The sequence below is a fragment of the Bacillus sp. 17RED48 genome (assembly GCF_019837545.1).
In the GTDB taxonomy this organism is placed as follows: Bacteria; Bacillota; Bacilli; order Bacillales; family Bacillaceae_G; genus Bacillus_A; species Bacillus_A wiedmannii.
Map to the genome: position 1 here is coordinate 221015 of NZ_JADAXG010000007.1, position 25734 is coordinate 246748.

31 protein-coding genes are annotated in these 25734 nt (G+C 34.0%); 5 read left to right on the forward strand and 26 right to left on the reverse strand.

The window, feature by feature from the left end:
• Nucleotides 1-7: 7 nt before the first annotated feature.
• Entirely contained in the window at nt 8-1177 is a 1170-nt protein-coding gene (locus ILT06_RS24225) for a ParM/StbA family protein (RefSeq protein WP_000025617.1), read from the reverse strand.
• A gap of 210 nt (nt 1178-1387) precedes the next feature.
• Between ILT06_RS24225 and ILT06_RS24230 the strand changes: the two genes are divergently transcribed.
• A complete protein-coding gene (locus ILT06_RS24230; RefSeq protein WP_222655614.1) occupies nt 1388-1789 on the forward strand; it encodes a hypothetical protein in 402 nt (133 codons plus the stop codon).
• Between the two features lie 139 nt (nt 1790-1928).
• Here the strand turns inward: ILT06_RS24230 and ILT06_RS24235 are convergent, their stop codons facing one another.
• From ILT06_RS24235 to sleB, 9 genes are all read right to left on the reverse strand, one after another.
• Nucleotides 1929-2510 (reverse strand): SMI1/KNR4 family protein, encoded by a 582-nt coding sequence (locus ILT06_RS24235; RefSeq protein ID WP_222655615.1) that lies wholly within the window; start codon nt 2508-2510, stop codon nt 1929-1931.
• Between the two features lie 96 nt (nt 2511-2606).
• Complete coding sequence (locus ILT06_RS24240) at nt 2607-3035, reverse strand: hypothetical protein (RefSeq protein ID WP_064475451.1); 429 nt, start codon at nt 3033-3035, stop codon at nt 2607-2609.
• Between the two features lie 150 nt (nt 3036-3185).
• On the reverse strand, nt 3186-3722 hold the full coding sequence (locus ILT06_RS24245; RefSeq protein ID WP_064475452.1) for a DUF1697 domain-containing protein: 537 nt from the start codon (nt 3720-3722) through the stop codon (nt 3186-3188).
• A 67-nt stretch (nt 3723-3789) separates the two neighbouring features.
• Nucleotides 3790-4248 (reverse strand): GNAT family N-acetyltransferase, encoded by a 459-nt coding sequence (locus tag ILT06_RS24250; RefSeq protein ID WP_064475453.1) that lies wholly within the window; start codon nt 4246-4248, stop codon nt 3790-3792.
• Nucleotides 4249-4442: 194 nt separating this feature from the next.
• On the reverse strand, nt 4443-4940 hold the full coding sequence (locus ILT06_RS24255; RefSeq protein WP_064475454.1) for a GNAT family N-acetyltransferase: 498 nt from the start codon (nt 4938-4940) through the stop codon (nt 4443-4445).
• A 26-nt stretch (nt 4941-4966) separates the two neighbouring features.
• Complete coding sequence (locus ILT06_RS24260; protein ID WP_064475455.1) at nt 4967-5323, reverse strand: hypothetical protein; 357 nt, start codon at nt 5321-5323, stop codon at nt 4967-4969.
• 106 nt (nt 5324-5429) lie between these two features.
• Nucleotides 5430-6026, reverse strand: coding sequence for a YhcN/YlaJ family sporulation lipoprotein (locus tag ILT06_RS24265; protein ID WP_064475456.1), 597 nt, complete (start codon nt 6024-6026; stop codon nt 5430-5432).
• Nucleotides 6027-6052: 26 nt separating this feature from the next.
• Entirely contained in the window at nt 6053-7393 is a 1341-nt protein-coding gene (ypeB, locus tag ILT06_RS24270) for a germination protein YpeB (protein ID WP_064475457.1), read from the reverse strand.
• A 15-nt stretch (nt 7394-7408) separates the two neighbouring features.
• Nucleotides 7409-8170: a spore cortex-lytic enzyme gene (sleB, locus tag ILT06_RS24275; RefSeq protein ID WP_064475458.1), complete on the reverse strand. Its 762-nt coding sequence runs from the start codon at nt 8168-8170 to the stop codon at nt 7409-7411.
• Nucleotides 8171-8314: 144 nt separating this feature from the next.
• Here sleB and ILT06_RS24280 point away from each other — a divergent pair, with 144 nt between their 5' ends.
• On the forward strand, nt 8315-8647 hold the full coding sequence (locus ILT06_RS24280; RefSeq protein ID WP_064475459.1) for a DUF3889 domain-containing protein: 333 nt from the start codon (nt 8315-8317) through the stop codon (nt 8645-8647).
• A gap of 45 nt (nt 8648-8692) precedes the next feature.
• On the opposite strand, the gene ILT06_RS24285 is transcribed toward ILT06_RS24280, so the two are convergent.
• The 5 genes from ILT06_RS24285 to kynU all read right to left on the reverse strand — a co-directional run bounded on the left by ILT06_RS24285 (nt 8693) and on the right by kynU (nt 13159).
• Nucleotides 8693-9316 carry a Pr6Pr family membrane protein gene (locus ILT06_RS24285; protein ID WP_064475460.1) on the reverse strand — a complete coding sequence of 208 codons (624 nt, stop codon included), beginning with the start codon at nt 9314-9316 and terminating at the stop codon, nt 8693-8695.
• A gap of 16 nt (nt 9317-9332) precedes the next feature.
• The gene (locus tag ILT06_RS24290) at nt 9333-10250 is read right to left on the reverse strand and encodes a serine hydrolase domain-containing protein (protein WP_149173567.1); all 918 of its coding nucleotides are present in this window, start codon (nt 10248-10250) and stop codon (nt 9333-9335) included.
• Between the two features lie 117 nt (nt 10251-10367).
• On the reverse strand, nt 10368-11207 hold the full coding sequence (gene kynA, locus ILT06_RS24295) for a tryptophan 2,3-dioxygenase (RefSeq protein WP_002127699.1): 840 nt from the start codon (nt 11205-11207) through the stop codon (nt 10368-10370).
• A 33-nt stretch (nt 11208-11240) separates the two neighbouring features.
• Nucleotides 11241-11870: an arylformamidase gene (kynB, locus tag ILT06_RS24300; protein WP_064475462.1), complete on the reverse strand. Its 630-nt coding sequence runs from the start codon at nt 11868-11870 to the stop codon at nt 11241-11243.
• A gap of 2 nt (nt 11871-11872) precedes the next feature.
• Nucleotides 11873-13159, reverse strand: a complete 1287-nt coding sequence (gene kynU / locus ILT06_RS24305) for a kynureninase (protein WP_064475463.1) — start codon at nt 13157-13159, stop codon at nt 11873-11875.
• Nucleotides 13160-13318: 159 nt separating this feature from the next.
• Between kynU and ILT06_RS24310 the strand changes: the two genes are divergently transcribed.
• Entirely contained in the window at nt 13319-13930 is a 612-nt protein-coding gene (locus tag ILT06_RS24310; protein ID WP_064475464.1) for a TetR/AcrR family transcriptional regulator, read from the forward strand.
• A gap of 258 nt (nt 13931-14188) precedes the next feature.
• On the opposite strand, the gene ILT06_RS24315 is transcribed toward ILT06_RS24310, so the two are convergent.
• The 6 genes from ILT06_RS24315 to ILT06_RS24340 all read right to left on the reverse strand — a co-directional run bounded on the left by ILT06_RS24315 (nt 14189) and on the right by ILT06_RS24340 (nt 18648).
• On the reverse strand, nt 14189-14428 hold the full coding sequence (locus ILT06_RS24315) for a DUF3953 domain-containing protein (protein ID WP_064475465.1): 240 nt from the start codon (nt 14426-14428) through the stop codon (nt 14189-14191).
• A 20-nt stretch (nt 14429-14448) separates the two neighbouring features.
• Complete coding sequence (locus ILT06_RS24320) at nt 14449-14694, reverse strand: DUF3977 family protein (RefSeq protein WP_064475466.1); 246 nt, start codon at nt 14692-14694, stop codon at nt 14449-14451.
• A gap of 111 nt (nt 14695-14805) precedes the next feature.
• Nucleotides 14806-16656, reverse strand: a complete 1851-nt coding sequence (locus ILT06_RS24325; RefSeq protein ID WP_064475467.1) for a sigma-54-dependent Fis family transcriptional regulator — start codon at nt 16654-16656, stop codon at nt 14806-14808.
• Between the two features lie 314 nt (nt 16657-16970).
• Nucleotides 16971-17309, reverse strand: coding sequence for an NIPSNAP family protein (locus ILT06_RS24330; RefSeq protein ID WP_064475468.1), 339 nt, complete (start codon nt 17307-17309; stop codon nt 16971-16973).
• A gap of 4 nt (nt 17310-17313) precedes the next feature.
• Nucleotides 17314-17865: a GNAT family N-acetyltransferase gene (locus ILT06_RS24335; RefSeq protein WP_064475469.1), complete on the reverse strand. Its 552-nt coding sequence runs from the start codon at nt 17863-17865 to the stop codon at nt 17314-17316.
• A 12-nt stretch (nt 17866-17877) separates the two neighbouring features.
• Complete coding sequence (locus ILT06_RS24340; RefSeq protein ID WP_064475470.1) at nt 17878-18648, reverse strand: DeoR/GlpR family DNA-binding transcription regulator; 771 nt, start codon at nt 18646-18648, stop codon at nt 17878-17880.
• 249 nt (nt 18649-18897) lie between these two features.
• Here ILT06_RS24340 and ILT06_RS24345 point away from each other — a divergent pair, with 249 nt between their 5' ends.
• Complete coding sequence (locus ILT06_RS24345) at nt 18898-19389, forward strand: hypothetical protein (protein WP_149173564.1); 492 nt, start codon at nt 18898-18900, stop codon at nt 19387-19389.
• 49 nt (nt 19390-19438) lie between these two features.
• Here the strand turns inward: ILT06_RS24345 and ILT06_RS24350 are convergent, their stop codons facing one another.
• On the reverse strand, nt 19439-20095 hold the full coding sequence (locus ILT06_RS24350; RefSeq protein WP_064475472.1) for a DUF4085 family protein: 657 nt from the start codon (nt 20093-20095) through the stop codon (nt 19439-19441).
• A 220-nt stretch (nt 20096-20315) separates the two neighbouring features.
• Between ILT06_RS24350 and ILT06_RS24355 the strand changes: the two genes are divergently transcribed.
• Nucleotides 20316-20912 (forward strand): hypothetical protein, encoded by a 597-nt coding sequence (locus tag ILT06_RS24355; protein ID WP_064475473.1) that lies wholly within the window; start codon nt 20316-20318, stop codon nt 20910-20912.
• A gap of 82 nt (nt 20913-20994) precedes the next feature.
• On the opposite strand, the gene lpdA is transcribed toward ILT06_RS24355, so the two are convergent.
• From lpdA to acoA, 4 genes are read right to left on the reverse strand one after another with little or no spacing between them, the layout of a single operon-like run.
• Nucleotides 20995-22374 carry a dihydrolipoyl dehydrogenase gene (gene lpdA / locus ILT06_RS24360; protein WP_088046845.1) on the reverse strand — a complete coding sequence of 460 codons (1380 nt, stop codon included), beginning with the start codon at nt 22372-22374 and terminating at the stop codon, nt 20995-20997.
• Nucleotides 22375-22389: 15 nt separating this feature from the next.
• Nucleotides 22390-23589 (reverse strand): dihydrolipoamide acetyltransferase family protein, encoded by a 1200-nt coding sequence (locus tag ILT06_RS24365; protein ID WP_064475475.1) that lies wholly within the window; start codon nt 23587-23589, stop codon nt 22390-22392.
• Nucleotides 23590-23616: 27 nt separating this feature from the next.
• Nucleotides 23617-24651 carry an acetoin:2,6-dichlorophenolindophenol oxidoreductase subunit beta gene (gene acoB / locus ILT06_RS24370; RefSeq protein ID WP_064475476.1) on the reverse strand — a complete coding sequence of 345 codons (1035 nt, stop codon included), beginning with the start codon at nt 24649-24651 and terminating at the stop codon, nt 23617-23619.
• Nucleotides 24652-24668: 17 nt separating this feature from the next.
• Nucleotides 24669-25667: an acetoin:2,6-dichlorophenolindophenol oxidoreductase subunit alpha gene (acoA, locus tag ILT06_RS24375; protein ID WP_222655616.1), complete on the reverse strand. Its 999-nt coding sequence runs from the start codon at nt 25665-25667 to the stop codon at nt 24669-24671.
• Nucleotides 25668-25734: the final 67 nt, after the last annotated feature.

Below are 25734 nucleotides of genomic sequence, written 5' to 3' on the forward strand. Positions count from 1 at the left end.
CCACCAACTAACTTATCGTTAAGTTTGTAAATCCTAACTCTTTTTGCTTATGCTCTCTATATTTTGGCGAACAAGTGTAGACTAATAATCCACGTGCATTTGTAAATAACGGATTATCTACAAAGATTACATTTGTTAGTCGTCCTTTTTGTTTTAAAATCATTTTTAAACTGTTTTTAATAATTACTGCGCCCCCACCATAAATAAATACGTATGGATCGTCTTTCATATCATCAATTTTGTTTATGATATCCGTTGCGACACGCGCTGCTAAACCTAATAATGCTGGCTGTGATTCTTCAACTAGTAACGCATTTCTTGGGTGCTTTTCATTTAAATAAATTTGGTTAAATTCTGTAATACTATCAATCGTCTTTGTTGGATACTTCCGGTTCCATCTTGTAATAATTTGTAGTAACGTTTCTTTCACACCGTATGATAAGCCCTTACTTAGTTGTGGTCTAAAGTTCACACCTAGTGAAACTACTTCTTCTGTCGTCCCTGCACCAATATCAAAAGACAATAAAGTTTTATCAACAAAATCAATTTCTGAAACTTGATTTTGTTCACATTCTATTTTATGTTTCACAACATTTCCTTCTTCATCATATACAATGCCCCACGTCCCAGAAGCGCCCTCAGGTAGGCATTTACAATATTCGATTGAAATATTAATTGTCACATCACGTCCGTTTGGATAATGGAACACAACTTTATGATTGCCCATATAACGTTTCGCATTTTCCGCAGCTATTTCTTGTGTAATAAGTTGCATAGGAAGAGCCACAGATAAATCATAACGAATATTAATATGACTAGAAGTTGGGCTTTGACGCATAGCACTTACCGCTAAACCAGATAGAATTGTAATAACCATTAACTCATCAGTTGACTTATTTGATTTCTTCTCAACCTCAGTACCTTTTAATTGATCTTGAATGACTTTTTCCCCAACGATATACCGCACGTTATTTAACATTAGCGATGGAGAACTAATGGTCACATCAATGTGATTTTCTAATTCAGATAATGAAACATCACTCTCATCTAACAATCCTGTAGGCTCTCCTATATATAAAGAATATATACTCGGAATAAAAATAGGGTCTTGCCCTTTCACCATTAACTTCAAACCGTTATTTCCTGCATCAGCACCAGCTTTTAATAGAATAGACATAACTACCCCCTAAATTAATCTGACATCCCTTCCAAATATATGCGAGCCCATTCTTTTACATTCAAATGTAATGTAATTTTTTATAAATCGTAAAAACAAAATACCATATTATTGCACCATTTATGTAAAAAGTATTTGACATTAAACTTTTCCAATTTTATACTATGGATGTAAAGAGTTTTTTACATCACTGGAGGTGTCATTTCTAAATTGAATCATAAAAAATTTATTTTCATAATTATCGTTTTATCATTAATTGGAGTCCTCATACATGGCGTATATAAATATGTAACGGAAGGTTCGATTTTTGGAGGGACAATATTCGCTTTTTCGTTAATACTTGGTAATTTAATTAATCAAATTACTTGGGGAGATCCAAACGGAGTATCGGAAGAAAGCAAAGATGAAATGGGACAACAAATTAAATATAAAAGCTTTAAAATTGCTTATTTTGCACTTATATGCCTTATGTTTTTTATTGTAATATTATCAGAAGGATTTTCATTCCTATTACTCGATGAAATAAAGAATCTTCCTCTTTTTATCGCACTTTGTTCTTCGTTCTTTATTTATCCTATCGTCGAACTTATAGTCGCAAAACAATATAAATAAAAAGATGAGATTTTGTAAAGTGATAATAATGTTATTTAATTTTGATTAAAAAATATAAGAGCCTCGCTACAAATCATATTGTAGTAAGGCTCTTTAAAGTTGTTTAATTTCTAACCTTTTAAATGAGTTTGTAGACAAATTATTGGGATTCTTCTTCTAGAAAATTAAAATCACCATTAATAAGATTCTGTAAATACTCATCAAAGCTGTTTGCAATCACTTCATATTCATCAGGGTCGTGCAAAAAACGAATGATTTGACCACATACACCTTCATCAGAAGGGTTAAAATCAATATAGAGTCTTGATGTTCCACCATTGTTCATACAGTCTGAAAAATGAATATAAGTGCCAGGGAGAAGTCCTTTTGGATTTATCTTAGAATCAACAGCATCCTCGTCATCTTGGTATTCTAAAAGATAGGATACGTCTTCTTCTTTTGAACTTTCGAGCATCTGCTGTGTAGAAAGCAAATAATATGGATACTCTTCAACATCTGAGCCTAAAATACATACCGCAACTTTGTTTTCTCCATATTTCCGCCAATATGTACCATCAATATTTTCAAGAAAAAAGATTAGTGATTCTGGACAATTTGGATATTCTAGCCTTAATGTATCAATATCCTCTTTTGTAGCACCGCACGCTTTATTTAGTGTTTCGAGATCATCTGTTGATAATGCTGCTCTCAAGCCGTTTAAAAATTTGTTTACCAAATCCATTACTTCGTCCTCCCAATAATAAAATATAAAAATTTTTTATTAATCTATATACCTAACATAAATAAGATTTGACTTTTAACTGTTTTCACATCTAATTTAATTTGTACCATTACACTCTATTCCTTCTCGATTAAAGTATTGTTCTAGTAATTCTTTACCTGTTTTGATTGTAGTATAGTACTCTCCACCATACAGTTTCCCTTCTGATGGATTGTGAAAATCTTCGTATTTCTTGAAGTCTTCATTTTCTTCAAATGATTTCTTTGCAAGTTCCATGTCTGTTGTTTCAATCGCACCAAAAACTCTACCAATATCAAAAACCCCTTCTTCATCAAAACTCTCTTCTAAAAAATAGTGTTTATCCTCTTCTATAGACGTTATCTTACCTTTTGTAACTGAGTATAGGTGCTTCGTTTCTTCTACTTGTACCATGATAAAAATCCAACCAACTCTTATAACTGTACATGGTGCTACCCCCTCTAATGTAAATGCAACTACCTTTTGGTCTTTCACAAATTTCCCCATCTTACATACCTCTTAATTCGTTTTATTTTATACTATAACCATTGTCTCTTAAACATTTATCTACCCTAAGTAATACGTCTCTAAGAGTTTTCTTTTCTGTAGATGTTAATCTATTGTCAATCGTATTCCAATATACTTTACCGTATTTCTTTACATCCCCTCAACTATCGCTTTTAATTTATTCACAGTCCGCCAATTTCTTACTGTAGCTGGTGTCTGTAACTTTTGAAACTGGTTCATTAATTTAGAATTTCGAATGCTATTTTTGAAAAATAAATACACAAATTTTTCATGAATATAGCAATCTTCAGTCTCATTTTTTTGCATAAGCAGCTGATCTTTTTCTTTTTCAGAAAGTTCATTTGCTAAGAAAGCAACATGTATACTCTCACCTTCTAGCAATGAATCAGCTTTATAGGGGCATCTTTTTATCATATTTATAAATTCATCATGTGTACTTAACATGACAGAAACATCAAAATCAAAAACGTTTTTAATTTCAAATTGTATTCGTTCCTTTAGAAATATTATATCTTCCTCAGATTGGAACACAATATTACCGCTTTGAATATATGTTTTTACTTGTTTTAACCCTATGGATTCAAACATTTCTTTTAAATCTGCCATTTTCATTACCTTATGCCCGCCTACATTGATTCCTCTTAGTAATGCAATATAAATTGTCATATCATTTCTCCTCGTTTAAATGTGTTTCAAAGTTGATGTAAAGATATTTAAATAAAAAGTGCTTTTGTTATAGAGCCGTTGACTTTTTAAACAAAGGTATGTACCCTCCACTAGGCCCATAAGCAACTCCAATTTTTTCCCATCCATATTTTTCATAATAGTCTTTAAGATCTGAAGTAAGATAAAGAAATTGGTACCCTCTCTTTGCAGCTTCTAGCAATCCATGATTCAACAATTTTGCTCCTACAGAATTACCCCTAAATTTTTCGTTTACAAACAAACATGCTAGCCAAGGGCTCAAATCTTGACGACTATTTAAATCATTGCGAATTAATGCATACGTTCCGATGATCTCATCATCTACTTTTGCAATGTAAAAACTCGGTATGCCATTTGGATCAGTTAAAGCATTAATCATACAATCTTCATAGAATGCGCGCCCACCTTCCTCACCCCATTCTTTCCAAAAAACATCTATGGCCTTATTAAATAAGTCATCCTTCTTTAGCAATTGAATGATTTCCATAAAGCTACGCCTCCCAAAAGTATGAATTAATGATTGTATAACTATAAAGAATAAATGTACTTCAAGTATCTATATTTTTTATGTAACTATCTATAATTTTTTTACTCTTAAATTTAGCCTATTAATATGTATTCTTTGATTGTCTACATAAAAAAACTTACTACTTTGTTATGCAAGAGTAAGTTTTTTTCTCGTTATTTCATGATAGGTAAATGCATAATAATTTGTTGACCAATTGGTCCCATTTTTCTAAAGCCTTTATTTTGGAAGCCGACTTTTTCATATAAATTTTGTGCCGGAATATTTTTTTCATTCACTGCAAGTACAACTTCATTTTTTATCGGAAAATAACGTTTTACAAACTCTTGTAATAAAGCCAATGACTTTTTAGCATATCCTTTTTTTTGTCTATCTTGATTTATAGAAAACGAAGTTAAAAGTAAAGCGTTTTCATTATTTGTGAATTCCTGTACTCTATCTCCCGTTTGCAATGCGAAAAGACCAACAGGTACCCCATTGTAATCTAAAATAACAATGACATTTTTTGTTCGATCACTTTTTGCTTTCTCCAGTAATTCACCTGGGTCTGATGTGAATTGAACTTGTTCACTTGGTAAAGTAAATGTTTGTATAATTTCTTTATATTTCTCTTTATACGGAACTAATTGAATTTCCCCTGTATGTATGTTCATGCGAAACTCTCCCATTTTTCAACATATTAACTTAAACCTTGCTGCGCTTTTGAATGCACTTTTCCATCTAAAAAGGTAATTTCAACTAATGAAGTTGGATCGCTTCCCTTCCAAGAAAAAATTTGTTTAATTTGTGTAGAATCTTCTACACCTTCTTCTATAAGTAAATTACCATCAAAACCAATTACATCTTTCACTTCTGTATAAGTCATTCCTTCATTTATGTTCGAGAAATGATTTAAATTGATAGAATCTTTCTTCTCACTTTCCAACACAGTAGAAGAAGTCGCTGTTTGTTTTTTCATTTCCTTCTTCTGTTCACACGCTGTCATACTGAAACCTAAGCATAAACTACATACTATTAATGCGCTTTTTTTCATCATAACAGTTGTCCCTCCCATCATAATTAAACCATATATTCCCTTAAAAATAAACTGAATATTAAATATTATATTGAAAATCCCCGTACATTTTAGTACGGGGTTCGTTTTATTTATTCAAATGATTATTTGATTGGTCATTCTGTTCTTTTCTTAGTTCTTGTTCTTCATCGTTTGGTAATTGTTTATCATTATCTTTAATTGGATTCGTTTCTCGATTTTCAATCATGTCATTTGGAACTTGTGGCATTACTCGGCCAACAATTGCTGCTAACTCATCAAGTATACCTTCACCTGTTTTTCCTTTTTTAATTTGCTTTCCAATTTGTTTGAGTCGTTCATACGTATCAACATCCGCTACAACGACTGCATTTGCACCATCCGGATCGTTTTTTAAACTTTCTGCTACAGAGTATTTAATGGACTCCACGCGAGTTCGATCGAGTTTCGCTTTTACATCAATACCTACAATAGCATATTTGCCGACTACTACGGCTGTTGCATCATTCACACCTGGCACACTTGCGGCTAAAGATGCTAAATGGTCCGCCGCTTTTTCATTTGGCTTATTTGATTTGTTCGTATAATTAACATTTTTCGTCGAAACATTTTTTTGCTCTGGTTTTTCGTTTGGATTGTCCTTTTTTCCAATACTGCATCCAGTTATAAACAAGCAAAGCATTAACATATATATTAGGATTTTCATTATTCTCACCACTTTACTATTAAAGTTTAATCATAAATTTTTTCAACAGCTTGCATTTTCTTCACTTTTTCCTCTGCTCCACTATTTGCATTAATGAAAATTTGGTACGTATCTTTCCCTAAAGTACCTACAAATTCATAGCAAAGTACTTCATTATGCAAATCATTTACTACGACAGCTTTGCGCTCTTCCATAACTTTAACATCTGGATTGATTTTCTTTCTTGCTTCTGCTGCAGTTAGCTTTGCTGATGGAACTGTTCGTTTTTGGTGTGATGCTAAATATTCTTTTGCGGAAAATCCAACGATGGAACCGTCATCTAAAGCGATTTTCATTTGGATTGCCTCTGGGTAAATTCGTACGCCGTTCTCATTTACTACATACGTAAATATTCCAACGTTATCATATTGTGAGCTATCATAAAGCTCCATATTATTAAACTTATGGTCCTTTAAGAATGTCAAACCTTTATTTCCTGCATCGTTTAAACTAATTTTCTGTTCCTTGATTTCTCGATTATTCATAACCCAAATTGGATATCCGCCTTTTCCGGTAATATCCATATAAAACTCATTATTCGTTGCGGAATCTTTAATTTTCACACTATAGAAAGATTCTTTTGCACCTTTTCCGCTTTTCTCAACATCTACTTTTTCATTTCCTTTTAAATTTAAAAATGATTTTGCAATTTTTGCCGCTTCATCTTTAGAAATTGCTTTTCCTTCTGCTTCAAATCCGCCTTTTTTATTTTTTTGCGCACTTGTAAAGGTCGGTCCGAAGTTTGTAGACGAATACGATGTTACGTTTTTCTCCACTGTTTTTAATCCGTCAATAATTGTATTGTCTGCAGGATCACGATTTGATGCAAGTGCCATCTCAACATCCATCCAGCGTAAATTATTTTTCAAAACAAGATGTTGTACTTTTCGTAGTTCATCTTGAATGTTACCTGCGTTTGAATATAACGTTTGCAATGTTTTATATTCTTGATCATTTAGCGGCTCTTTTTCTAAATCACGAATGGCCGCACGGTAACTAAAATCACCGATATTTGCTAAGAATTCTTCCGTTTTATTAAATGGCATCAACGTTAATGGTAATTGCCCTACATCCGATCGCGCTTCTGATGTTAATCGCCATACATCTGCTAATGCTGGTGATAAAGATGCACGTGAATTCATCGCCAGCGTTGTTCCAATTTTATCGTGCAATAAATCAACTTCGTATGCTAAATCATGAAACGCACGTTGATAACTATTTTCCGCTCGAATTAATACAGCATTCTTCTCTTGGTGCTCTTTATAGCCCCAGTATCCAGTTCCAACTACACCGACTGTTAATAATACGATTATAATACCTCGTAACATAGTTCCACCTCCGCTCTATTTACAGAAAATATGTTTCCCAATCTTTTTAATTTGTGGACGAGTCCAAATCCATTTACTCGTTGCAGTATCTGGATTGAAATAATACAATGCATTTCCTGTTGGATCCCATCCATTAATTGCATCTAATACAGCTTTTTTCGCTGTTTCATTTGGCGTTAAATATATTTGTCCGTCTGCTACCGCTGTAAATGCTCTTGGCTCAAAGATGACACCCGAAACGGTATTTGGGAACGATGCACTTGTAACCCGATTTAAAATAACTGCAGCTACTGCAACTTGCCCTAAGTACGGTTCACCACGAGATTCTCCATATACTGCGTTTGCCATAAGCTGAATGTCATTTTGAGAATAACCGTTTGGAACATTTGTCCCTTTATTTTGAGATGGTTTATTTCCTTGTGCAGTACCACCACTATTTCCTTTATTAGCAGTTGACTTGTCATACTTCGTTGCCTTTACGAGCATTTGCTTCGTTTTAGCTCCCGCTAAACCATCAACAGGTAGTCCGAATTTCTCTTGAAAATTTCGAAGTGCCCAGTATGTACCCCATCCGAAAACACCATCCACTTTTCCCGTATAAAATCCGTTATATTTCAAACGAGATTGTAGTTCAATGACATCTTCACCAGATGCTCCTCTTTGAATGACTTGATTAGAAAAAGCTTCTACATTCTTTAGTTGTATACTACTGACCATCAAAGATAGTCCTATGAACACAAGTAAAACTGCTATTTTAAAAATAGCTTTTTGACGCATAATTTTCCCTCCTTAATTACGGAAATGATTTCTTGGTTATGTTTTGTAAAAGCCTCGCTTTTATGTAAAGAAGACAAAAAAATCCAAACTCATATCGTTGAAAAAATATGTAAACAATATGAAAAAAGATAAAAGGAGTTCATCATGAAGAAATTGTTAAAGCGTATCGTACTCGTCATTCTGTTCATAACAACATGTTCAAATGTATATACTGGCCCATCAATTGTTCATGCGCAGCCACCGTATGCCAAATGGGGGAAACTTGCTGTAGAAAAGACGAAAGAACAATACCCAAAAGCGGAAATTATTGATTACCTTCATATAGGTAGAAAACCGAAAACCGTTCAAATAACAGTTGAAAAATTTAAATTGTGGCTACGTGAAAATGGAAAAGAATATGGTGTTTTTGTTGATGTAGAATTTGAAACGAAGACAGATAAATTTATAAAAATGTCGTTTCAGAAGACGAGTAGATAAAATGAAAACCCCACTGTTAAAATGTTAACAGTGGGGTTTTCATTTCTAAAATTCTTTCCTAAAATCTCGGTTCCCTAAAAATCTTACCAATATACAAATAGCACCAATTACAACTGCTATCCCTATACTGTATATAAGTACTCTACCATATCCACCTATTCTCGGATCTAAAAACGGATATGGATACCAATTTACGATTGGACCACGAATTAAGCTGTACACAACGTAAAAAAACGGGAATAAGAGCCAACTTGCAGCTTGTTTCCAAGTGATTTTCTTACTAGGTGGATTTAAAATCCAATCTAAAAGCATGGCAATTGGCATGATATAATGTAGCACCGTATTCACCCATGGTATTGCGGTTTGAAGTGATTCTTCTAATCCTCTTAATAGCAAAAAATAAATGAGTCCTGTCGTAAGTATATATACAGTTGCGGCACCACGAAGTATACTAAACTGCTCTGATCGACCGAATGTAGCTGTTCCAATGCTACTTAAAAGGAGAATACATGCAACTAAGATGTTACTTTCAATCGTAAAGAAACTAAAAAAGTTAACTGGATTGAACGGTTTCACTTGTGCCCTTATTATAAATTGCGTAATAATGGCGCTACATGCTAGAAGACTTAAACATAGTCTAAATAAAGCTAATGTTTTTACACCTCTCATACATTCTCTCCTCTTCTTATATCAACTTATCATTCTCTTGTACATGCTCAATAAATAATTTCAATGGAACGAGTCCGCGTTTTGGCATATGGCTACTAATAACTGCTACCAGTTCTAACTGTGGAATGATAACGATGTATTGTCCGCCGTATCCCATAGCAAAATACATACAATACGGTATGTGAAATCTTTCGTTATTCAATACCCACCAGTGATATCCATATGCCCCGACATGTTCATACGTTTCAAATAGAGGTGTACTTGATTCTTCTAACCATTTCGAGGATACAATTTCATTACCCTGCCAATATCCATTCTGCAAACATAATATTCCGATTTTTAATAAATCTTTAGATTTCATTTTCATACCAAATCCACCAACATATATGCTTTGAGGATCTTGCCGCCACTCATATTCGGTAATTTCTAACGGATCAAATAAATATCTTTTTGCAAATTGTTCTGTCGACATTCCAGTAGCTTCTTGAATAATATAACTAAGCAAATGCGAAGACCCTGAGTTATAATTCATTTTTGTAACGGGTTCTTCAATTATTGGTTTTTCTAATATGTATTGCACCCAGTTTTCTGATTCTACAAAATCATTTGGGAACACTACTCCATTTCCGAACTCTTTCCAATCTTCACCTGTAGTCATCGTTAATAGATGATAAATTGTTAATTCGTTTTTTTCTTCTGGTATATTTGGAATCCATTTTGTAATCGGTGTATGTATATCATTTATATAGCCTTTATCGATTGCAATACCAATTAATATAGATACAATGCTTTTTGTAATCGAATTTATTTTAAATAGATTATTTTCACACTCTAACGTTTTATAATACTCACTTGTTAACTCACCTTTTTGATAAACGAGAAATGTATTTACTTTTTTCTTTTCAAATTTATTTTCTAGTGGCTTGAAATCCAAAACTTTACCTCCAATTAATTCATTACCTAATTTATTATATCTTGTAACTTTCATTAAAACATAATTGCGTTCAAATAAAAAACAAACCTGCCAGTAATGAACTGACAGGTTTGTTTTTTATAATTTCGTGCGAACATTCCAAAGCTCTGGGAAGAAACATTGATCAAGTACCCTTTTCAAATAAGATACGCCAGAAGATCCACCTGTTCCCATTTTATGACCAATAATTCGTTCTACCGTTTTCATATGACGGAAACGCCATTGTTGTAGCCAGTCTTCAATATCGATTAATTTCTCTGCAAGCTGATATAAATCCCAATATTTCTGCACGTCCGCATATACTTCTATCCAAGCCGCTTCTACAGTTGCATCCTCTTCGTAAGGCTGCGTAATATCACGATTTAACACATCTTTATGAATTGGGAATCCTTCTTTAACAAGCGCTTGTATCGCCACATCATATAAACTTGGTGTATGAAGTGCTTTATGAAGACGAGCATGTAATTCTGGGTCCTTTTCATAAATCTTTAATGCATGTGGTGTTTTATAACCAAGTGCATATTCAATCATTCGATATTGATACGATTGAAAACCTGAAGCCTGACCAAGTGAATCACGAAACTCAATATATTCTGATGGTGTTAATGTCGCAAGAATATCCCAAGATTGAATAATTTGCGACTGAATTTTTGATACACGTGCTAACATTTTAAAAGCTGGTGGTAATTTATCTTGTTTAATAGATTCAATTGCAGCATTCAATTCATGTAAAATTAGTTTCATCCAAAGCTCACTCGCTTGGTGGATAACGATAAATAACATTTCATCATGATGATCTGATAATCTTTGTTGACTAGATAATAAGCTATCTAGCTGTAAATACTCTCCATACGTCATATTCTCCTTAAAATCCGTATGAATCCCTTTTTCCATAATTACCTTTTCATTTTCTTTCATATTAGCCAAACGCCCCTTTGTGTTCATTTCTACTTATATTGGTCTAATAACAGCTCGAACTGGACTTCCATCTGCATCTGTTAAGGCAAGTGGTAATGCTATTAATTCATAATCACCGTCTGCTACATGATCTAGTACGACATTTTCTAAAATGTGTATGCCATGTTTAAACAATTGATGGTGCGCCGCTAATTCTTTATCATCTAATGGATCAACTGATGGTACATCCACGCCAATTAAACGAATTCCCTTTTCAGAAAGAAAGGCTGCAATATCTGCGCGTAAATGCGGGATTACATCTGGGAATTCATTTGCTTTACCATGTGAAGATGTACGTAATAACAATCGTTCTACACCTTCTAAATGAAAGTTTTCTAATTCCTTTTTCCCGATGCTTTCAAGATTAGAAACGTCAATGATTCGCGCTGGGCCAACATAAACTTGAATATCTAAATCCAACACCTTCTTACCGTCATTATCAAAATGAAAAGGTGCATCAATATGAGTACCTGTATGGATACTCATCGTTAACTTTCCGACATTTACTGAACCACTGTTTTCTTTTGACCATGAAACTTCATACGAGAACGGTGTATCCCCTGGCCATGTCGCGATATCATTATTTAGCGGTTGTGAAATATCAATCCACTGCGATGTTTTCATGCTTACGCCACAACCTCTCGCTTATTTTCAAAGTTTTTATATTCTTCATTTTTCATAATTTTCTTTAAAATTTGTACAGAGTTCCATACTTCCTCATACGTATTGTATAAAGCAACAGGCGCAAGTCTAACTCCATTAGGTGCACGGAAATCAGGGATAACTCCATTTGCTTTTAGCGCTTTACATATGCGTGCTGCTTCTGCATGTTCTAAATAAATGTGCCCGCCTCGTTTTTCATCCTCTAATGGATTTCCAATTATAAATCCGAAATCTTTTAATTCATGATCAATTAAATCCAGCATGTATCTTGTAATATGTAGCGATTTTTCACGTAAACGTTCTATACCAGCATCTTTAAATATTTCAAGAGAACCAATTAAAGGTGCAGTACTTAATACGTGCGGTGTACCAATTTGATAAGCACCTGCATGATCAGCAGCTGTTAATATATGTTCCATATCGAACTGCTTATCTTTTCTAGAACTAAACCAACCTGATAATCCTGGAATTCTATTAAAATGCTTTTTATTTATATAAAGACCCCCAACTCCACCTGGTCCTGCATTTAAATATTTATAATTACACCAAATAGCGAAATCAACATCCCATTCTTTGAAATGATGCGGAATAGAACCGATTGAATGACATGAATCGAATCCGATATGAATACCACGCTTATGTGCTTCGGCTGTTAAACGTTTCATATCAAGAATTTGGCCACTTCTATATAGTACAGAAGGTAATAAAATTAACGCGATATCATCTGTCATTTCCCGAATAATATCATCTTCAAAAAGTGTTCTACCATCTCGGCTCTTCACTCGTACTAAATGCTCATCTGGATCTAATCCTTTTAAACGAATTTGACTTTGAAGTGCATATATATCTGACGGGAATGTTAATTCATCCGCAAGAATTTTTGTACGTATTCCTTTCGGCTCATAAAATGTCGCAATCACTTGGTGTATATTAGTCGTTGTAGAACCGGTTACAATAACTTCTTCCGGTAAAGCTCCAATAAGAGGCGCTGTCAATTCACCTAATTTCTCCGAAAGGAAAAACCACGGATGCTCTCCTTCAGTCCAGCCGTCAATTCCATACTCCTTCCATGAATCGAGCAACGTAAGTAACGATTTCTCTGCTCTTTTTGAAAGTAGTCCTAATGAGTTTCCATCTAAATATATTGTTCCTTCTTTTTTATAGAATTCAGTTTGAAAATCTTTCAGTTCATCATGTTTATCACATTCAAGCGCATATTCATAAGTTGATTGAAATGGTTCTTTATACATGGTGTCACCTTCTTTTAATTTTCTTTTTATTCTAACTAATTGAAATATATCACCATAGTTGATATAACGTCAATGATATTATGTCAGTTGACTTTATATATGAATTTCTTTTACAATACAGTTATATTTTCAGATATTTCAGTATAAAGAGGTGATTCTTTGAAAAACAATACTCTTTCATCAAGAAAACACCGCTCCATAGAGACAAAGAAGAAACTATTACATGCTGGTTACACTATTTTTATACAGAACGGATTTCAAAAAACGACAATTACACAAATTATTAAACATGCAGAAACCGGTTATGGAACGGCATATGTATACTTTAAAAACAAAGATGATCTCCTCATCGTTTTAATGGAAGATGTTATGAATCAATTTTATGATATTGCTGAGCGCTCCTTTTCGCCTCAAACGAAAGAAGAAGCACATAAAATGATTCAAAATCAAGTTAGAGCATTCCTACAACTAGCAGAAAAAGAACGAGCTATATTGCAAGTTGTTCAAGAAGCTATAGGATTATCAAAAGAGATACGTCAAAAATGGGACGAGATACGGGAACGCTTTATAAACAGTATTGCGCAGGATATTACATACTCTCAAGAAGGTGGCTTAGCACAGCCTGAATTAAATAAAGAAATTGTAGCTAGTGCTTGGTTCGCGATGAATGAGATGTTTCTTTGGACAATTGTGAAAAATGATAAAAAATTAGAATTAGAAGTGATAGTACATACATTGACGGAAATGTATACGACTGGGCTATATAAATAGCACACTCATTTATATAAGTGTGCTATTATATGGTCTATATGTGGGTATGGTTATGCTAAAAGTGTTGTTTTAAATAACAGGAATGTTTTAGTAATATTTCCAAGGTAAGAAAAAAGAATGTATTCTCACCTCTTTTGAACTTACTTATTGGATAACAGAAAGATTTTGTATTGTTAAAAAAATGTGCAAAACAGCTACTAGAATTTTAATGAGAAAACTTAAAAAAATAAACTGTTACTCGATATGTTGAGTAACAGTTTATTTTAAATATTTTATTAAAGATACAATGATACAAAATAACGATGTAAGTAAAAGCAACAGTCCCATATTCTTATTCTTTTTTTCATCCTTCTTAACATTTTGTATCCCCATACTAGCAAGCATAAAACCTAATAATAATTGCAAAATAAGCATGCTTTGCTTCGAATCATCATTCCAACTGTAAATAGAATAGCCCATTACAATAAAAGCGAGTATGAATGTGGTAATTCTAATCATAAAAACACCCCTATTTAATTCTATTGTTTTAACCTACTTACGATTCCAACAATAAACTTATATTCAGCTCTACTTTTTCTTGCGTTCTTAAACCCTTCTTTCGTATCAAAGATAAAACACGTTTTCCGAAACCAAATTCGTACATATAAAGACTCAAAATAAATAGGTTTTATAATTCCTTGTTCCTCAAATTCAGTTCCATCTTTATTTTCAGTTTCCGTTCGAACGAACCACCTATTTCCGATGCCAATTTCAATATACTTCACATATTCCACCTTCCGAAAATTATTTTCTAACTATTCTATTATTTCCCCGGCAAGCGCACATTCCGACAGAACATGAGCCCACAAAGAAAAAGTAGATTACAAAAATCTACTTTATAGCTTATATTTTTGCATTCGCTTATAAAATGTACTTCGAGGTACATCTAACAATTTTGCAGCTAATGAAACATTTCCGTTCGTCTTTTCTAGCGCTTCAATCATGCTATCACGCTGTATTTTTTCACGGAAATTTAATGTATGCTCCGTTTTATTTTCTACTTGCAATGCAAGTTGATGTTGATTTCCCATCATGGTTTGTAATAAAAAAGAAATTTGTTTTTCGCATATTTCCTGACCTTGCGACAAAATGTAAATACGTTCTAATACATTTAATAACTCTCGAATATTTCCGGGCCATGTATGCTGAGAAAATTGATTACAAATACTTTTTGGAAATACAACCTTCCAATCTTTTTGTTCACAAAAATGTTGTATGAAGTATGGAATATCCTCTTTTCTTTCCATTAACGATGGAACATATAGCGGATATACATGTAAACGATAATATAAATCTTGACGGAATTTCCCTTCTTCTACTAATCTCAGTAAATCTTTATGTGTCGCAGTAATAATACGAATATTTACTGGTACCTCTTTTGAACTACCAATTGGGGTTACTGTTCGTTCTTGTAAAACACGCAATAATGCGACTTGCATCTCTGGCGGTACTTCACCAATTTCGTCTAAAAATATTGTCCCTCCGTCTGCTTGTTCGAATTTCCCTTTATATCCTTGGCGCCGTGCACCTGTAAACGCTCCTTCAACATAACCGAACAATTCACTTTCCATTAATTCTTTCGGCAATGAACCACAGTTAACAGCTATAAAAGGACCATTTTTTCTTGGACTATTTTCATGAATCGCTCTCGCTACATATTCTTTCCCTACACCTGTTTCACCACAAACATATACACTAGCGTCAGTTGGAGATACAAGCTTAATTTCTTCTAAAGTATGTTGAAATGCATTGCTTGTCCCAATAACTCCAGGGAAAGTAATTCCGTTTATAAATGGAGAAGTTGAAAATACATTTCCTTGTTTATTTTCCTTTACATAAATACATTTCCCGATCATTCTTTCATTACTATATACTGGTACTTCTAATTTAGATTTCAATCCATATTGCATTAAAACTTCAAGTTTCATTCGTGACCAATTAGAAACACGTTCCCGAATCCTCTTACTAGCAGAAACGATAACATCACGATGATTACATATAACAACCTGTTCATCACTGTCAATTACATCTAAAAAACGATGGATTAAGTGTAGTTCGTTTTGATGCACTCGAATACTACATTCACGTTCAATCGCATGTGCAATCGAAGTTACCATCCCTAGCATATATGGATGTGAAAATTCAATTGGACAGGAGAAATCTAGAACTCCAATTAATTTCCCATCATCATTATGAATGGGAGCGGCCGCACAGCTCCAGCTATGAGATGCGATAGAATAATGCTCTGTACCACTTATCATAATAGCCTCTTCAATCTGTAACGCGGTTCCTATCGCATTTGTACCAACAGCTGCTTCCGTCCATTTCACACCTTCAATGAAATTAATATGTTTCGCTCGTTTTAACGTTTGTTGATTTCCACTTAACGATAGAACGTAACCGTTTGGATCAATTAATAATGCCATCATTTGCAGCTCATCAATGGTTTTCCTCATATTTTGTAATTGAGGTATTGCTATATCAAGGAAGATTTCACTCTTTTTCTTTTGATCTTGAAAAACATTAGAAGACAAAATTTTCTGACCTTTATTCATATGAGGATTCACATTTGCTTGTTTACATCGATGCCATGACTCTGAAATTCTTTCGTTCATACGGTTCGAATCAAGGATTCCTTCATCAACAAACTTTTTCCATGTATGTAAGTAAAACGGTGAAGCTAACATTGTATCATCTCCCTATTCATTATTTTGGAGATTTGTAAAAACATACTTTTATTATAAAACTGAATAAAAGCGTTTTCAATAAAACTAGAAAGACGACACAAATATGTTAATAATTTGAATATCTTAATGCACTTCTTTATTCTTTTTTAGTAAAACTATATTTTGTATAATAGACGCAAAGAAAATACATAACCAAAACCACTTTTGTGGAGTATCATTTATAAAGAAAACTATGACCGTTATTGCAAATAAAATGGTAGAAGCTAAACTAAAATATAATTTTGTTTTAATTCTCATAATCTCTCACTCCTCTATCACTTTACAGTACATACTAACTCTTCATTTTTTAACTCTAATATGTACTTCTGAAAAACATATTCTCTTCCGCCATGTTTTTCATACCAATCATGTATTCTTTTAATATGCATCTCGTCGCTTCTAATTTTCGATTCAATTTCTTTATACTGTTTATAACTATCATATTCCCATATGGCGAATATTTCAGTTGTACCATCATTATTATCTTTCATCCAGCGTCCTATTAGCCTGGAACCATGCTTTAACTGGTTAGGTAAGTTTGTGTTAGTAAAATGCTCATTAAATATTTCTACAAATTCATTTTTTACTATATAGTACTTTCTTCTGTAAAACATCCCACTACACCTCTTTTATGAATCTTCCCATTACAACCGTATTATAATACTTCCCATCCGACAGCTTTTTGTCATTTTTCAAAATACCTTCTACTTCAAAACCTAATTTTTTATAAAGTTGAATAGCTTTTTCATTTGTCTCTAGCACTTGTAATGATATCTTTTTCACTTCATTTTCATCAGCCCACTGAATAGATTGTTGCAAGAGACTTTTACCAATTCTATATCCCCAAAACTCTCTTAAAATACAAACACCAAATTCTACTTTATGAGTTAATCTCTTCAAATTTGATCCTTCACATCTTGAAAATCCCACGATTCGCTTGTCCACTTCTGCAACTAAAAAGAGATTTTTCGTCTCTTCACTATCTGTTTTTATTATTTTTTGAAAACCTATCTTATCTATAAATCCCTCTCCAGCTTCTCTATCCATATTTTCAGTTTCGCCATCGATCTGAGCTCTAATTTCCGATAACTGCTCAGCATCCGTTTCAGCTGTAGAACGAATTGTAAAAGTTAATCCATTTATATGAAACTCTTGTCCTTTTATAATCATTTCAAACTCCTTTTAAATGGGGGTTATTGACGCTATTATAATTTCTTTACCTTGTTTCTCAAATTGTTGAATCGTTTCTTTACTAGCCTCTTCATCTGTTATTATAAGGTCAATTTCTATTAGTGACTCTCCTTTAATAAAGCAGTCTATTCCGAGTTTATTATGAGGAGCTAAACAAATGTTTCTTCTAGCAATTTTACTTACTGTTTTTCCAAAATAAGCAACTTCCGGCGTTGCAGTACTTATACCATTCAATGAAATGCCCCCACCTGTAGAGAAATAAAGATCAATAGATAATCTACTTATCATTTCAGAGGCAATTGTATCTGTCATATTCCCTGATGGTTTCACCTTTCCACCAATTAAGTATGTATCAATGTTCTTATATTCCCGTAAGGTACTAGCAATTTCTAAAGAATTCGTAATCACTGTAAATGACATTTCAGGTAAGTATTTTAACATAGCATAATGAGTAGAAGCCCCGCCAATAAAAACGGAATCGCCTTCTTGTATGTAGGATACAGCAACTTTCGCAATCGCATCTTCCTCTATTGAACTATCACGATAACGTTTCGTTGGTTCGGCAGCTAAGTTTCTCACTCGCGTAAGTTCGATTGCACCTCCATGTGTTCTTTTTAACAAGCCATCCTTCTCCATAATAGACAAATCTCTTCTTATAGAATCAATAGACATATCGAAACTTTCCGCAAGATCTTTAGCAATTACCCTTCCACCTTTCTTAAGTAACTCCAAAATTTTCTCTCTACGCTCTTCAGTAAACATATACCCACCGCCGTTATTGAAGATTCTGAAATCTCATCCTTATTTTAATTATATGCATGTCTCTTCCGTTTTACAATATTTTCAATTCTTATTCACTCCGTTTTATTCAGCTTTTCCCTCTTTCTATACCATTAACTTTATAACGAAATAAATGTATATTTGTATATTTCACAAACATACTTCCATTTAACTTCCTATTGATGTAAAATTATTCCTATGTTTTACTTTTTAACACAGAAAGGAATTATTATGAAATCTATAATTAAAGTAACTTGTACAGCATTATTATTTACAGGAATAATGGTAGGATGTAATGGTAGTACTACACCAAAACAAGAAAAGAGCGCTCTTGAAAAGGATGCAATGCATTATGGGGAAATATATAAAAATGAATACTATAGAGCAACTGTTGAAAATGCTAAATTCGAAAAAATAGACAAAGAGTGGCGTCTCACAGCTCGTGTTACTATGAATAATGCTCGTGCTGACGGACAAACGATAGATCTTTCAGAAATAAAATATTTCATAAAAGATGAAAAAACAGGTGAAAAACACGAAGGTGAAGTTATACAAAATGAAAATGCTAAAAAGGTTCCTTCTGAGTTTTCTTTAACTACCGACATTGTATTTAATATGAAAGCTTCTCCAAAAGATTTAAATAATATGTATTTATACATAGATAGCAAAGCTGCGCCGTTAACAGATACTTATTGGAAACTTGATAATTTAGCATCTAAATAAAAAACAGTCTTATAAGACTGTTTTTTTGTTTGTAAAGTTATAAAGTTTACTAGTTACCTATCTCAAGCAATACGTCTTTTGCACAAATTGTCACTTCTTCAAATGGGCAATCAAATAAAACACCCAATTCGAACCCTTCATTAGTAAGATCTATTTCATGACATAACCACCAAGCACCTTCAAAATCTTCCGGAATAGAACATTTCGTTACCCCTATAAAAGTTACTTGCAGTTTATCAAATTCACTGAAAGTACCACTGCAATCTAAAGTTATTATTAGCTTATCTTCTGACCTTCTTTCTACTGATTTGACTACACTGTCATGTAGTGAGTATTCATGTAGTTGAACGACATTCTGCGCAAGCTTTTCTTTTATAGTATTATAATTATCTAAATACGCTTGTTCTAAATCACTCATTCTTTTCTCATAATCTACTGTCCACTCAAGCGTAAGTTTCTTTAATTTTTCCGATGGGTATTCTGAATTAATTGTATTTTCATGAATGTATGGATGTAATGACTTAGGTAGACACTTTAATAGATCTTCTTTCTTTTCTTCCACGTCTTCTCTTAAACCTTGCTTGTAATCCATTCCTATCTTTTTGCTCTCTCGCAACAACTCTTCCCATTCTTCTACTGTTTCTGGGAAAATTAAAAATCCAGATACTTGCATTTCTTTATACCAATCTTTATTGAAATACTTCAATCGCTTCCCTCCTAAAACATTTTAACATCCAACAAAAGCAATACATCTATTTATTATATCATTCCAATAACTATTTTTTCTAAAGAAAAAATGCAAAACTGTAAATATTCCGCCTTTTATTTCTAAAACTTCAGAATATTTACAATAGTTAATAATTAGAATACATTTTACTAGTACAAAGTTTCACCTGTACAAAATCTAAACAAAAAGGGATGGTTATATGTTGAAGAAATTAGTAGCAGGTACACTAGTAGCGGGATTTGCATTCACTGGAGGACTAGGAGTAGCAAGTGCTGAAGAAAAAAGTAATGTAATTAAATCATTTGATTATTTAAAAGTTGATGAACAAAATGTTACTTCTTTTGCAAAATTAAGCGAGCAGGAGAAAAAAGACATCCAAATTACTATGGTCCTACCTGAGCAAAATGAAAATGGAGATTGGTTAGCTTACGGGTTTACTAGTAGAGAAACATTGGATGCTTATGTTGAAAAGGATAAAAAAGCGCTTAAAAATAAAATTAATCCTTTAGGTAGCGGTGCTGGTAGTACTGATTTTTATGAACATAAAGATAAAGGTGGCCAATATATTTACTGGAGCAGCGGTTTTAAAAACTTGCCTTCTAGCTGGAATGACAGAATTTCTTCTGTAAGTACAGCATCGCCTTCAGCAAGTTATTCAACGACACTTTGGGAGCATACTTCAACACAAGGATATGGAAAAGGTGTTGTATTCAAACATGCTGATTGGTACGGTAAAACTGCTAATTTAGCTGCTGATTGGAACGATATTACTTCAGCGATTGACGTTAAAAAGTAAAAAGTTATTTAATTTCTTCTATAAAAATCCAAACCACTATTCTCTCATTCATTTAGAGAATAGTGGTTTATTATATTTTCATTTAAGCATGTACAGCATGTCCTATAGCTTGTAATAACGCTTCATGAATCGCTTCAGATAAAGTTGGATGTGCTGCAATATAATCTCTCATAATATCAGCGGTAACTTCTGTATGAATCATTACAGTTCCTTGTCCGATTAGTTCCGTTGCACGAGGACCGATAATAGAAATCCCAACAATTTCTTGATATTTAGGTTCCACAATAACTTTTACTTTACCCGTTTGTTCTCCAATAATAAGCGCTTTTCCGTTCGCTGTAAAAGGAAATTCTCCGATAAGAATATCACCATATTGTTCTCTTGCATCTTTTTCGCTTAAACCAACACTTGCGATTTCTGGGGATGTGTATATACATCGAGGTACTGCATGATAGTTAACTTTTACATCTTCTCCGCTCGCATGTAATGCTGCTGTCATCCCTTCATGGAAGGCAACGTGAGCAAGTTGTATTCCACCAATCACATCACCTGCTGCGTAAATATGTGATCTGTTTGTTTGCATATGTTCATTCACAGAAATTCCTTTATTTAAAAATTGAATACCTGCTTTTTCTAAACCTAATTCTTGTACACGTGGTTTTCGGCCGACAGAAACGATAACATATTCCGGATTGGCTTCTTGGATACTTCCTTCATATTCAAATGAAGCTTGCTTCTTATAATTATTTAATCCTTTTAAAGCAGCTCCTGTAAATATTTCTGCGCCATCATTTTCTAGTTTATCTCTTAAAATATGTGCGATATCTTCATCTTCACCAGGTAATAATTGCGATGCCCTTTCAACAATCGTAACTTTTGTTCCAAGACGACTATAAATACTTGCAAACTCGCAACCTATTACACCACCGCCAACGATTAGTAATGATTTTGGTATACTTTCTAGGGACATTGCATGGCTACTATTTAAAATCCACTTCCCATCAAATGGAGCAAAAGGTAATTCAGTCGGTTCTGATCCTGCCGCTATAATGAACTGTTCTCCATCTACTACATCCTCTTTATTATCGTTTGTAACTCGTACTCGGTGATCCGTTTCAAAATTCGCTTTACCTTGTATAACTTTTATTTTATTTTTCTTCATTAAATATTGAATTCCTTGGACGAGCTGCGTTACGATTTGTGATTTCCTCGCCTGTATTTGCTTCCAATCAATTGATATACTTCCATTGTTAAGTGCAATTCCATAATGATTCGCTTTTCTCACAATGTCATGCACTTCTGCACTTTCTAACAATGATTTCGTAGGCATACAACCAACATTTAAACAAGTCCCGCCAAGATCCGCTTCATCAATAAGAGTGACATCTTTCCCATTTTGAGCCGCGGTAATTGCTGCTACATAGCCAGCAGGTCCGCCTCCAATAACGACTAATTTACTCATTCTCTCACCTTCTCTTTATAAAAGAATTGTTACAGATTCTTCTAAATAACGTTTAATTGTGCGTAAAAATGCAGCTGCTGGTGCACCGTCTAGTACACGATGATCGAATGTTAAACTTAAAGGTAACATACTTCCTTTTCTTAATTTTTTCCCTTTATATACAGGGACATGTTCAATTGCACCAACACCTAAAATACCAGTCTCAGGTGTATTTAATACCGGCGTAAAATATTCAATACCGAAGCTACCTAAATTACTAATTGTAAAGGTTGTTCCTTGCATATCATCACTATTTAAACTGCCTGCTCGTGCCTTTTGTGCCACATTTTTAATTTCTTTAGATAACTCTACTAAAGATAAATGATTAGCAAAGCGAATAGCCGGAACGACTAATCCTTTTTCTAACGCGACTGCCATGCCTAAATGAACATGTTCAAATTGATGAATTGCATCATCTATATAAGCGCTGTTCATTTCTTTATGCTCCGCAAGTGCTAATACAACAGCGCGAGAAACGAAATCCGTAATGGTTAGTTTGTTATCGTATCGTTTTTGTACAACTTCCGCTATGTCTTTATGTAAAGCAACTAAATCTGTCACATCTACTTTCATCGTTAATGTTAATTGCGCACTATTTTGTAAGCTTGTATGCATACGGTTTGCGATTGCTTTCCGCATACCAGTAACAGGAATGACTTTACTTCCCTCTTGTTCAAGTATTTCTGGAATTGTAACTCTTTCCTCAAGTGCCTTTAAAACATCTACCTTTGTAATTCTTCCGCCAGGACCTGTACCAATTAATGATCTAATATCAAGATTTTCAGTTTTTGCAATTTTCTTCGCAACAGGAGATATTTTGACTCTTTGCTTCGTCACATCTATCGCATATTGTTCTGCATGTTGTAAAATTTTAGGTTCTGGATTCGGTGTTTTCTCTTCTTCAACATTTGTACTTTCATAGACATCTACTTTTTCGCTCGGTTTACCGATATAGCAAATTACAGTGCCAGGTGGAACTCCCTCATCTTCACTTACAGCTATGTCAAGAACAGTTCCATCAGCTGGTGCTTCTATTTCCGTTTCGATTTTTTCTGAGTTAATACTAGCAATTAGTTCACCTTTTTCTACATTATCACCTGCTTTAATATTCCAGCTCGTAATAATACCTTCTTTCATCGCCATACCTAACTTTGGCATTACAACTTCTACAGCCATAGTTCTCTCTCCCTTCTAATCGTTTCATTACACATGTAATAAAGATTGGTCTCCGATCATTTCTGATACAGTTTCAATTACTTTCTCCGGCGTTGGTAAATATAACTTTTCAAGTGGTGGTGAGAACGGAACTGGTGTATGTGGTGCTGTAATTCGTTTAATTGGTGCATCTAACAAATCGAATCCTTTATCCGCTACAATTGCTGCAATATCTGTTGCGATACTACATCTTGGATTTGCTTCGTCAATAACAATCAGGCGATTCGTTTTTTCAACAGATGCTAAAATCGTATCTTCATCCAGCGGTGATAAAGAACGTGGATCGATTACTTCTACTTCGAGTCCCTTTTTCGATAATTGCTTTGCAGCTGCAAGTGCTGTATGAACTTGTTTTCCAATTGCGACGATTGTTACATCAGAACCTTCACGTTTAATATCTGCTTTTCCTAAAGGAATTGTATAGTACCCTTCTGGCACTTCACCTTTCATATTGTAAAGTGTTTTATCTTCAAAGAAGATTACTGGATCATCATCTTCAATTGCCGCCAATAATAAGCCTTTTGCGTCATACGGAGTAGAAGGAACGACGACTTTTATACCTGGAATGCTCGTAAATAAAGCATATAAACTTTGTGAATGCTGCGCTGCTGCACTAAAACCAGCACCATGCATCGTACGTACTGTAACTGGTACTTTCGCTTTACCACCGAACATATAACGGAATTTTGCACCTTGGTTTAATATTTGATCAAGACAACTACCGATAAAGTCATTAAACATTAATTCAGCAATCGGACGTAATCCTGTTGCCGCAGCTGCCATCGCTGCTCCCATATAACCAGCTTCAGAAATTGGAGTATCTAAAATACGATTTCGGCCAAATTCTTGTACAAGTCCTTTCGTAACACCAAGAACACCGCCCCATGCTTCATCATCTTGCAAGTGATCAACTTGTGCACCTCCTGCAACGTCTTCTCCTATCAAAATTACATTTTCATCACGACGCATTGAAATTTTCATCGCTTCATTAATTGCAGTTGACATACTTACTGTTCTAGTCATTATTTTTCACCCTCCTCTTATTTGTAAGAAACGTATACATCTTTTAATAATTCTTCATCCTCTGGATATGGACTATGTTCACTAAATTCAATCGATCTTTGCACTGCTTCATCTACTGCCTTTTCCATATCCACAAGTTCGGATTCCGTTAATAAAGCTTCATGAATTAAATGCTTGCGGAAATGCACAATCGCATCTTTTTCATTTAAATGTTCTTCTTTTTCTTCCGCTGTTTTATACGTTTGTGCTTCTCCTTCAAAATGACCGTAATTACGATATGTCATGCATTCAATTAAAGTTGGGCCACCGCCATTACGTGCACGCTCAACAGCCTCTTCCGCCGCTTTATATACTGCTAATAGATCTTTTCCATCTACTTGAACACCCGGAATGTTATATGCTTTTGCACGATCAGCAATAGAGTTACAACTAGAAGCATATTCAAATGTCGTTGCTTCACCGTAACCGTTATTTTCTGCGATAAAAATAACTGGTAACTTCCAAATCGCTGCTAAATTAACCCCTTCATGGAATGTTCCTTCATTATTTGCTCCGTCACCGAAGAAGCAAACACTTACATCTTTCGTTCCTTTATATTTAGCTGTTAATGCTGAGCCGCAAGCAAGTGGAAAACCTCCGCCTACAATCCCATTTGCACCAAGCATTCCTTTATTTAAATCGGCAATATGCATGGAACCGCCTTTACCTTTACATAACCCTGTCACTTTCCCGAAAAGTTCAGCCATCATCCCGTTTAAATCACAGCCTTTTGCGATACAATGTCCATGTCCTCTATGCGTACTTGTAATACTGTCACTATCTGTTAAGTGGGCACATACACCAACTGCTACTGCTTCTTCACCAGCGTATAAATGAACGAAACCTGGCAGAACGCCTTGCGCGAACAATTCATGCACCTTGTCTTCAAACTTACGAATCTCTAACATTTTTTCATACATCCAACGAGCTTGTTCTTTCGTAATTTCATTCCCTTTACTTTCAGTTGTTTTTAACATGTCCAGCCCTCCTATTTTCTTGTTCATCTTTTATATTGCAAGTACTGTGCCAAATTCTAATCCTTGA

Excerpts from the sequence above, each read along its gene's own strand:
- ILT06_RS24335 (WP_064475469.1), bottom strand. The coding sequence starts at position 17,865 with ATGATTATAAAAGGACAAGAGTTTCATATAAATGGATTAACTTTTACA.
- ILT06_RS24255 (WP_064475454.1), bottom strand. The coding sequence starts at position 4,940 with ATGAACATACATACAGGGGAAATTCAATTAGTTCCGTATAAAGAGAAA.
- ILT06_RS24330 (WP_064475468.1), bottom strand. The coding sequence starts at position 17,309 with ATGTTTTACAGAAGAAAGTACTATATAGTAAAAAATGAATTTGTAGAA.
- acoB (WP_064475476.1), bottom strand. The coding sequence starts at position 24,651 with ATGACTAGAACAGTAAGTATGTCAACTGCAATTAATGAAGCGATGAAA.
- ILT06_RS24285 (WP_064475460.1), bottom strand. The coding sequence starts at position 9,316 with ATGAGAGGTGTAAAAACATTAGCTTTATTTAGACTATGTTTAAGTCTT.
- ILT06_RS24280 (WP_064475459.1), top strand. The coding sequence starts at position 8,315 with ATGAAGAAATTGTTAAAGCGTATCGTACTCGTCATTCTGTTCATAACA.
- ILT06_RS24265 (WP_064475456.1), bottom strand. The coding sequence starts at position 6,026 with ATGAAAATCCTAATATATATGTTAATGCTTTGCTTGTTTATAACTGGA.
- ILT06_RS24355 (WP_064475473.1), top strand. The coding sequence starts at position 20,316 with ATGTTGAAGAAATTAGTAGCAGGTACACTAGTAGCGGGATTTGCATTC.
- lpdA (WP_088046845.1), bottom strand. The coding sequence starts at position 22,374 with ATGAGTAAATTAGTCGTTATTGGAGGCGGACCTGCTGGCTATGTAGCA.
- kynB (WP_064475462.1), bottom strand. The coding sequence starts at position 11,870 with ATGAAAACATCGCAGTGGATTGATATTTCACAACCGCTAAATAATGAT.
- kynA (WP_002127699.1), bottom strand. The coding sequence starts at position 11,207 with ATGAAAGAAAATGAAAAGGTAATTATGGAAAAAGGGATTCATACGGAT.
- ILT06_RS24250 (WP_064475453.1), bottom strand. The coding sequence starts at position 4,248 with ATGGAAATCATTCAATTGCTAAAGAAGGATGACTTATTTAATAAGGCC.
- ILT06_RS24225 (WP_000025617.1), bottom strand. The coding sequence starts at position 1,177 with ATGTCTATTCTATTAAAAGCTGGTGCTGATGCAGGAAATAACGGTTTG.
- kynU (WP_064475463.1), bottom strand. The coding sequence starts at position 13,159 with ATGTATAAAGAACCATTTCAATCAACTTATGAATATGCGCTTGAATGT.
- acoA (WP_222655616.1), bottom strand. The coding sequence starts at position 25,667 with ATGTTAAAAACAACTGAAAGTAAAGGGAATGAAATTACGAAAGAACAA.
- ILT06_RS24260 (WP_064475455.1), bottom strand. The coding sequence starts at position 5,323 with ATGATGAAAAAAAGCGCATTAATAGTATGTAGTTTATGCTTAGGTTTC.
- ILT06_RS24245 (WP_064475452.1), bottom strand. The coding sequence starts at position 3,722 with ATGACAATTTATATTGCATTACTAAGAGGAATCAATGTAGGCGGGCAT.
- ILT06_RS24240 (WP_064475451.1), bottom strand. The coding sequence starts at position 3,035 with ATGGGGAAATTTGTGAAAGACCAAAAGGTAGTTGCATTTACATTAGAG.
- ILT06_RS24365 (WP_064475475.1), bottom strand. The coding sequence starts at position 23,589 with ATGGCTGTAGAAGTTGTAATGCCAAAGTTAGGTATGGCGATGAAAGAA.
- ILT06_RS24315 (WP_064475465.1), bottom strand. The coding sequence starts at position 14,428 with ATGATTAGAATTACCACATTCATACTCGCTTTTATTGTAATGGGCTAT.
- sleB (WP_064475458.1), bottom strand. The coding sequence starts at position 8,170 with ATGCGTCAAAAAGCTATTTTTAAAATAGCAGTTTTACTTGTGTTCATA.
- ypeB (WP_064475457.1), bottom strand. The coding sequence starts at position 7,393 with ATGTTACGAGGTATTATAATCGTATTATTAACAGTCGGTGTAGTTGGA.
- ILT06_RS24235 (WP_222655615.1), bottom strand. The coding sequence starts at position 2,510 with ATGGATTTGGTAAACAAATTTTTAAACGGCTTGAGAGCAGCATTATCA.
- ILT06_RS24325 (WP_064475467.1), bottom strand. The coding sequence starts at position 16,656 with ATGTTAGCTTCACCGTTTTACTTACATACATGGAAAAAGTTTGTTGAT.
- ILT06_RS24340 (WP_064475470.1), bottom strand. The coding sequence starts at position 18,648 with ATGTTTACTGAAGAGCGTAGAGAGAAAATTTTGGAGTTACTTAAGAAA.
- ILT06_RS24345 (WP_149173564.1), top strand. The coding sequence starts at position 18,898 with ATGAAATCTATAATTAAAGTAACTTGTACAGCATTATTATTTACAGGA.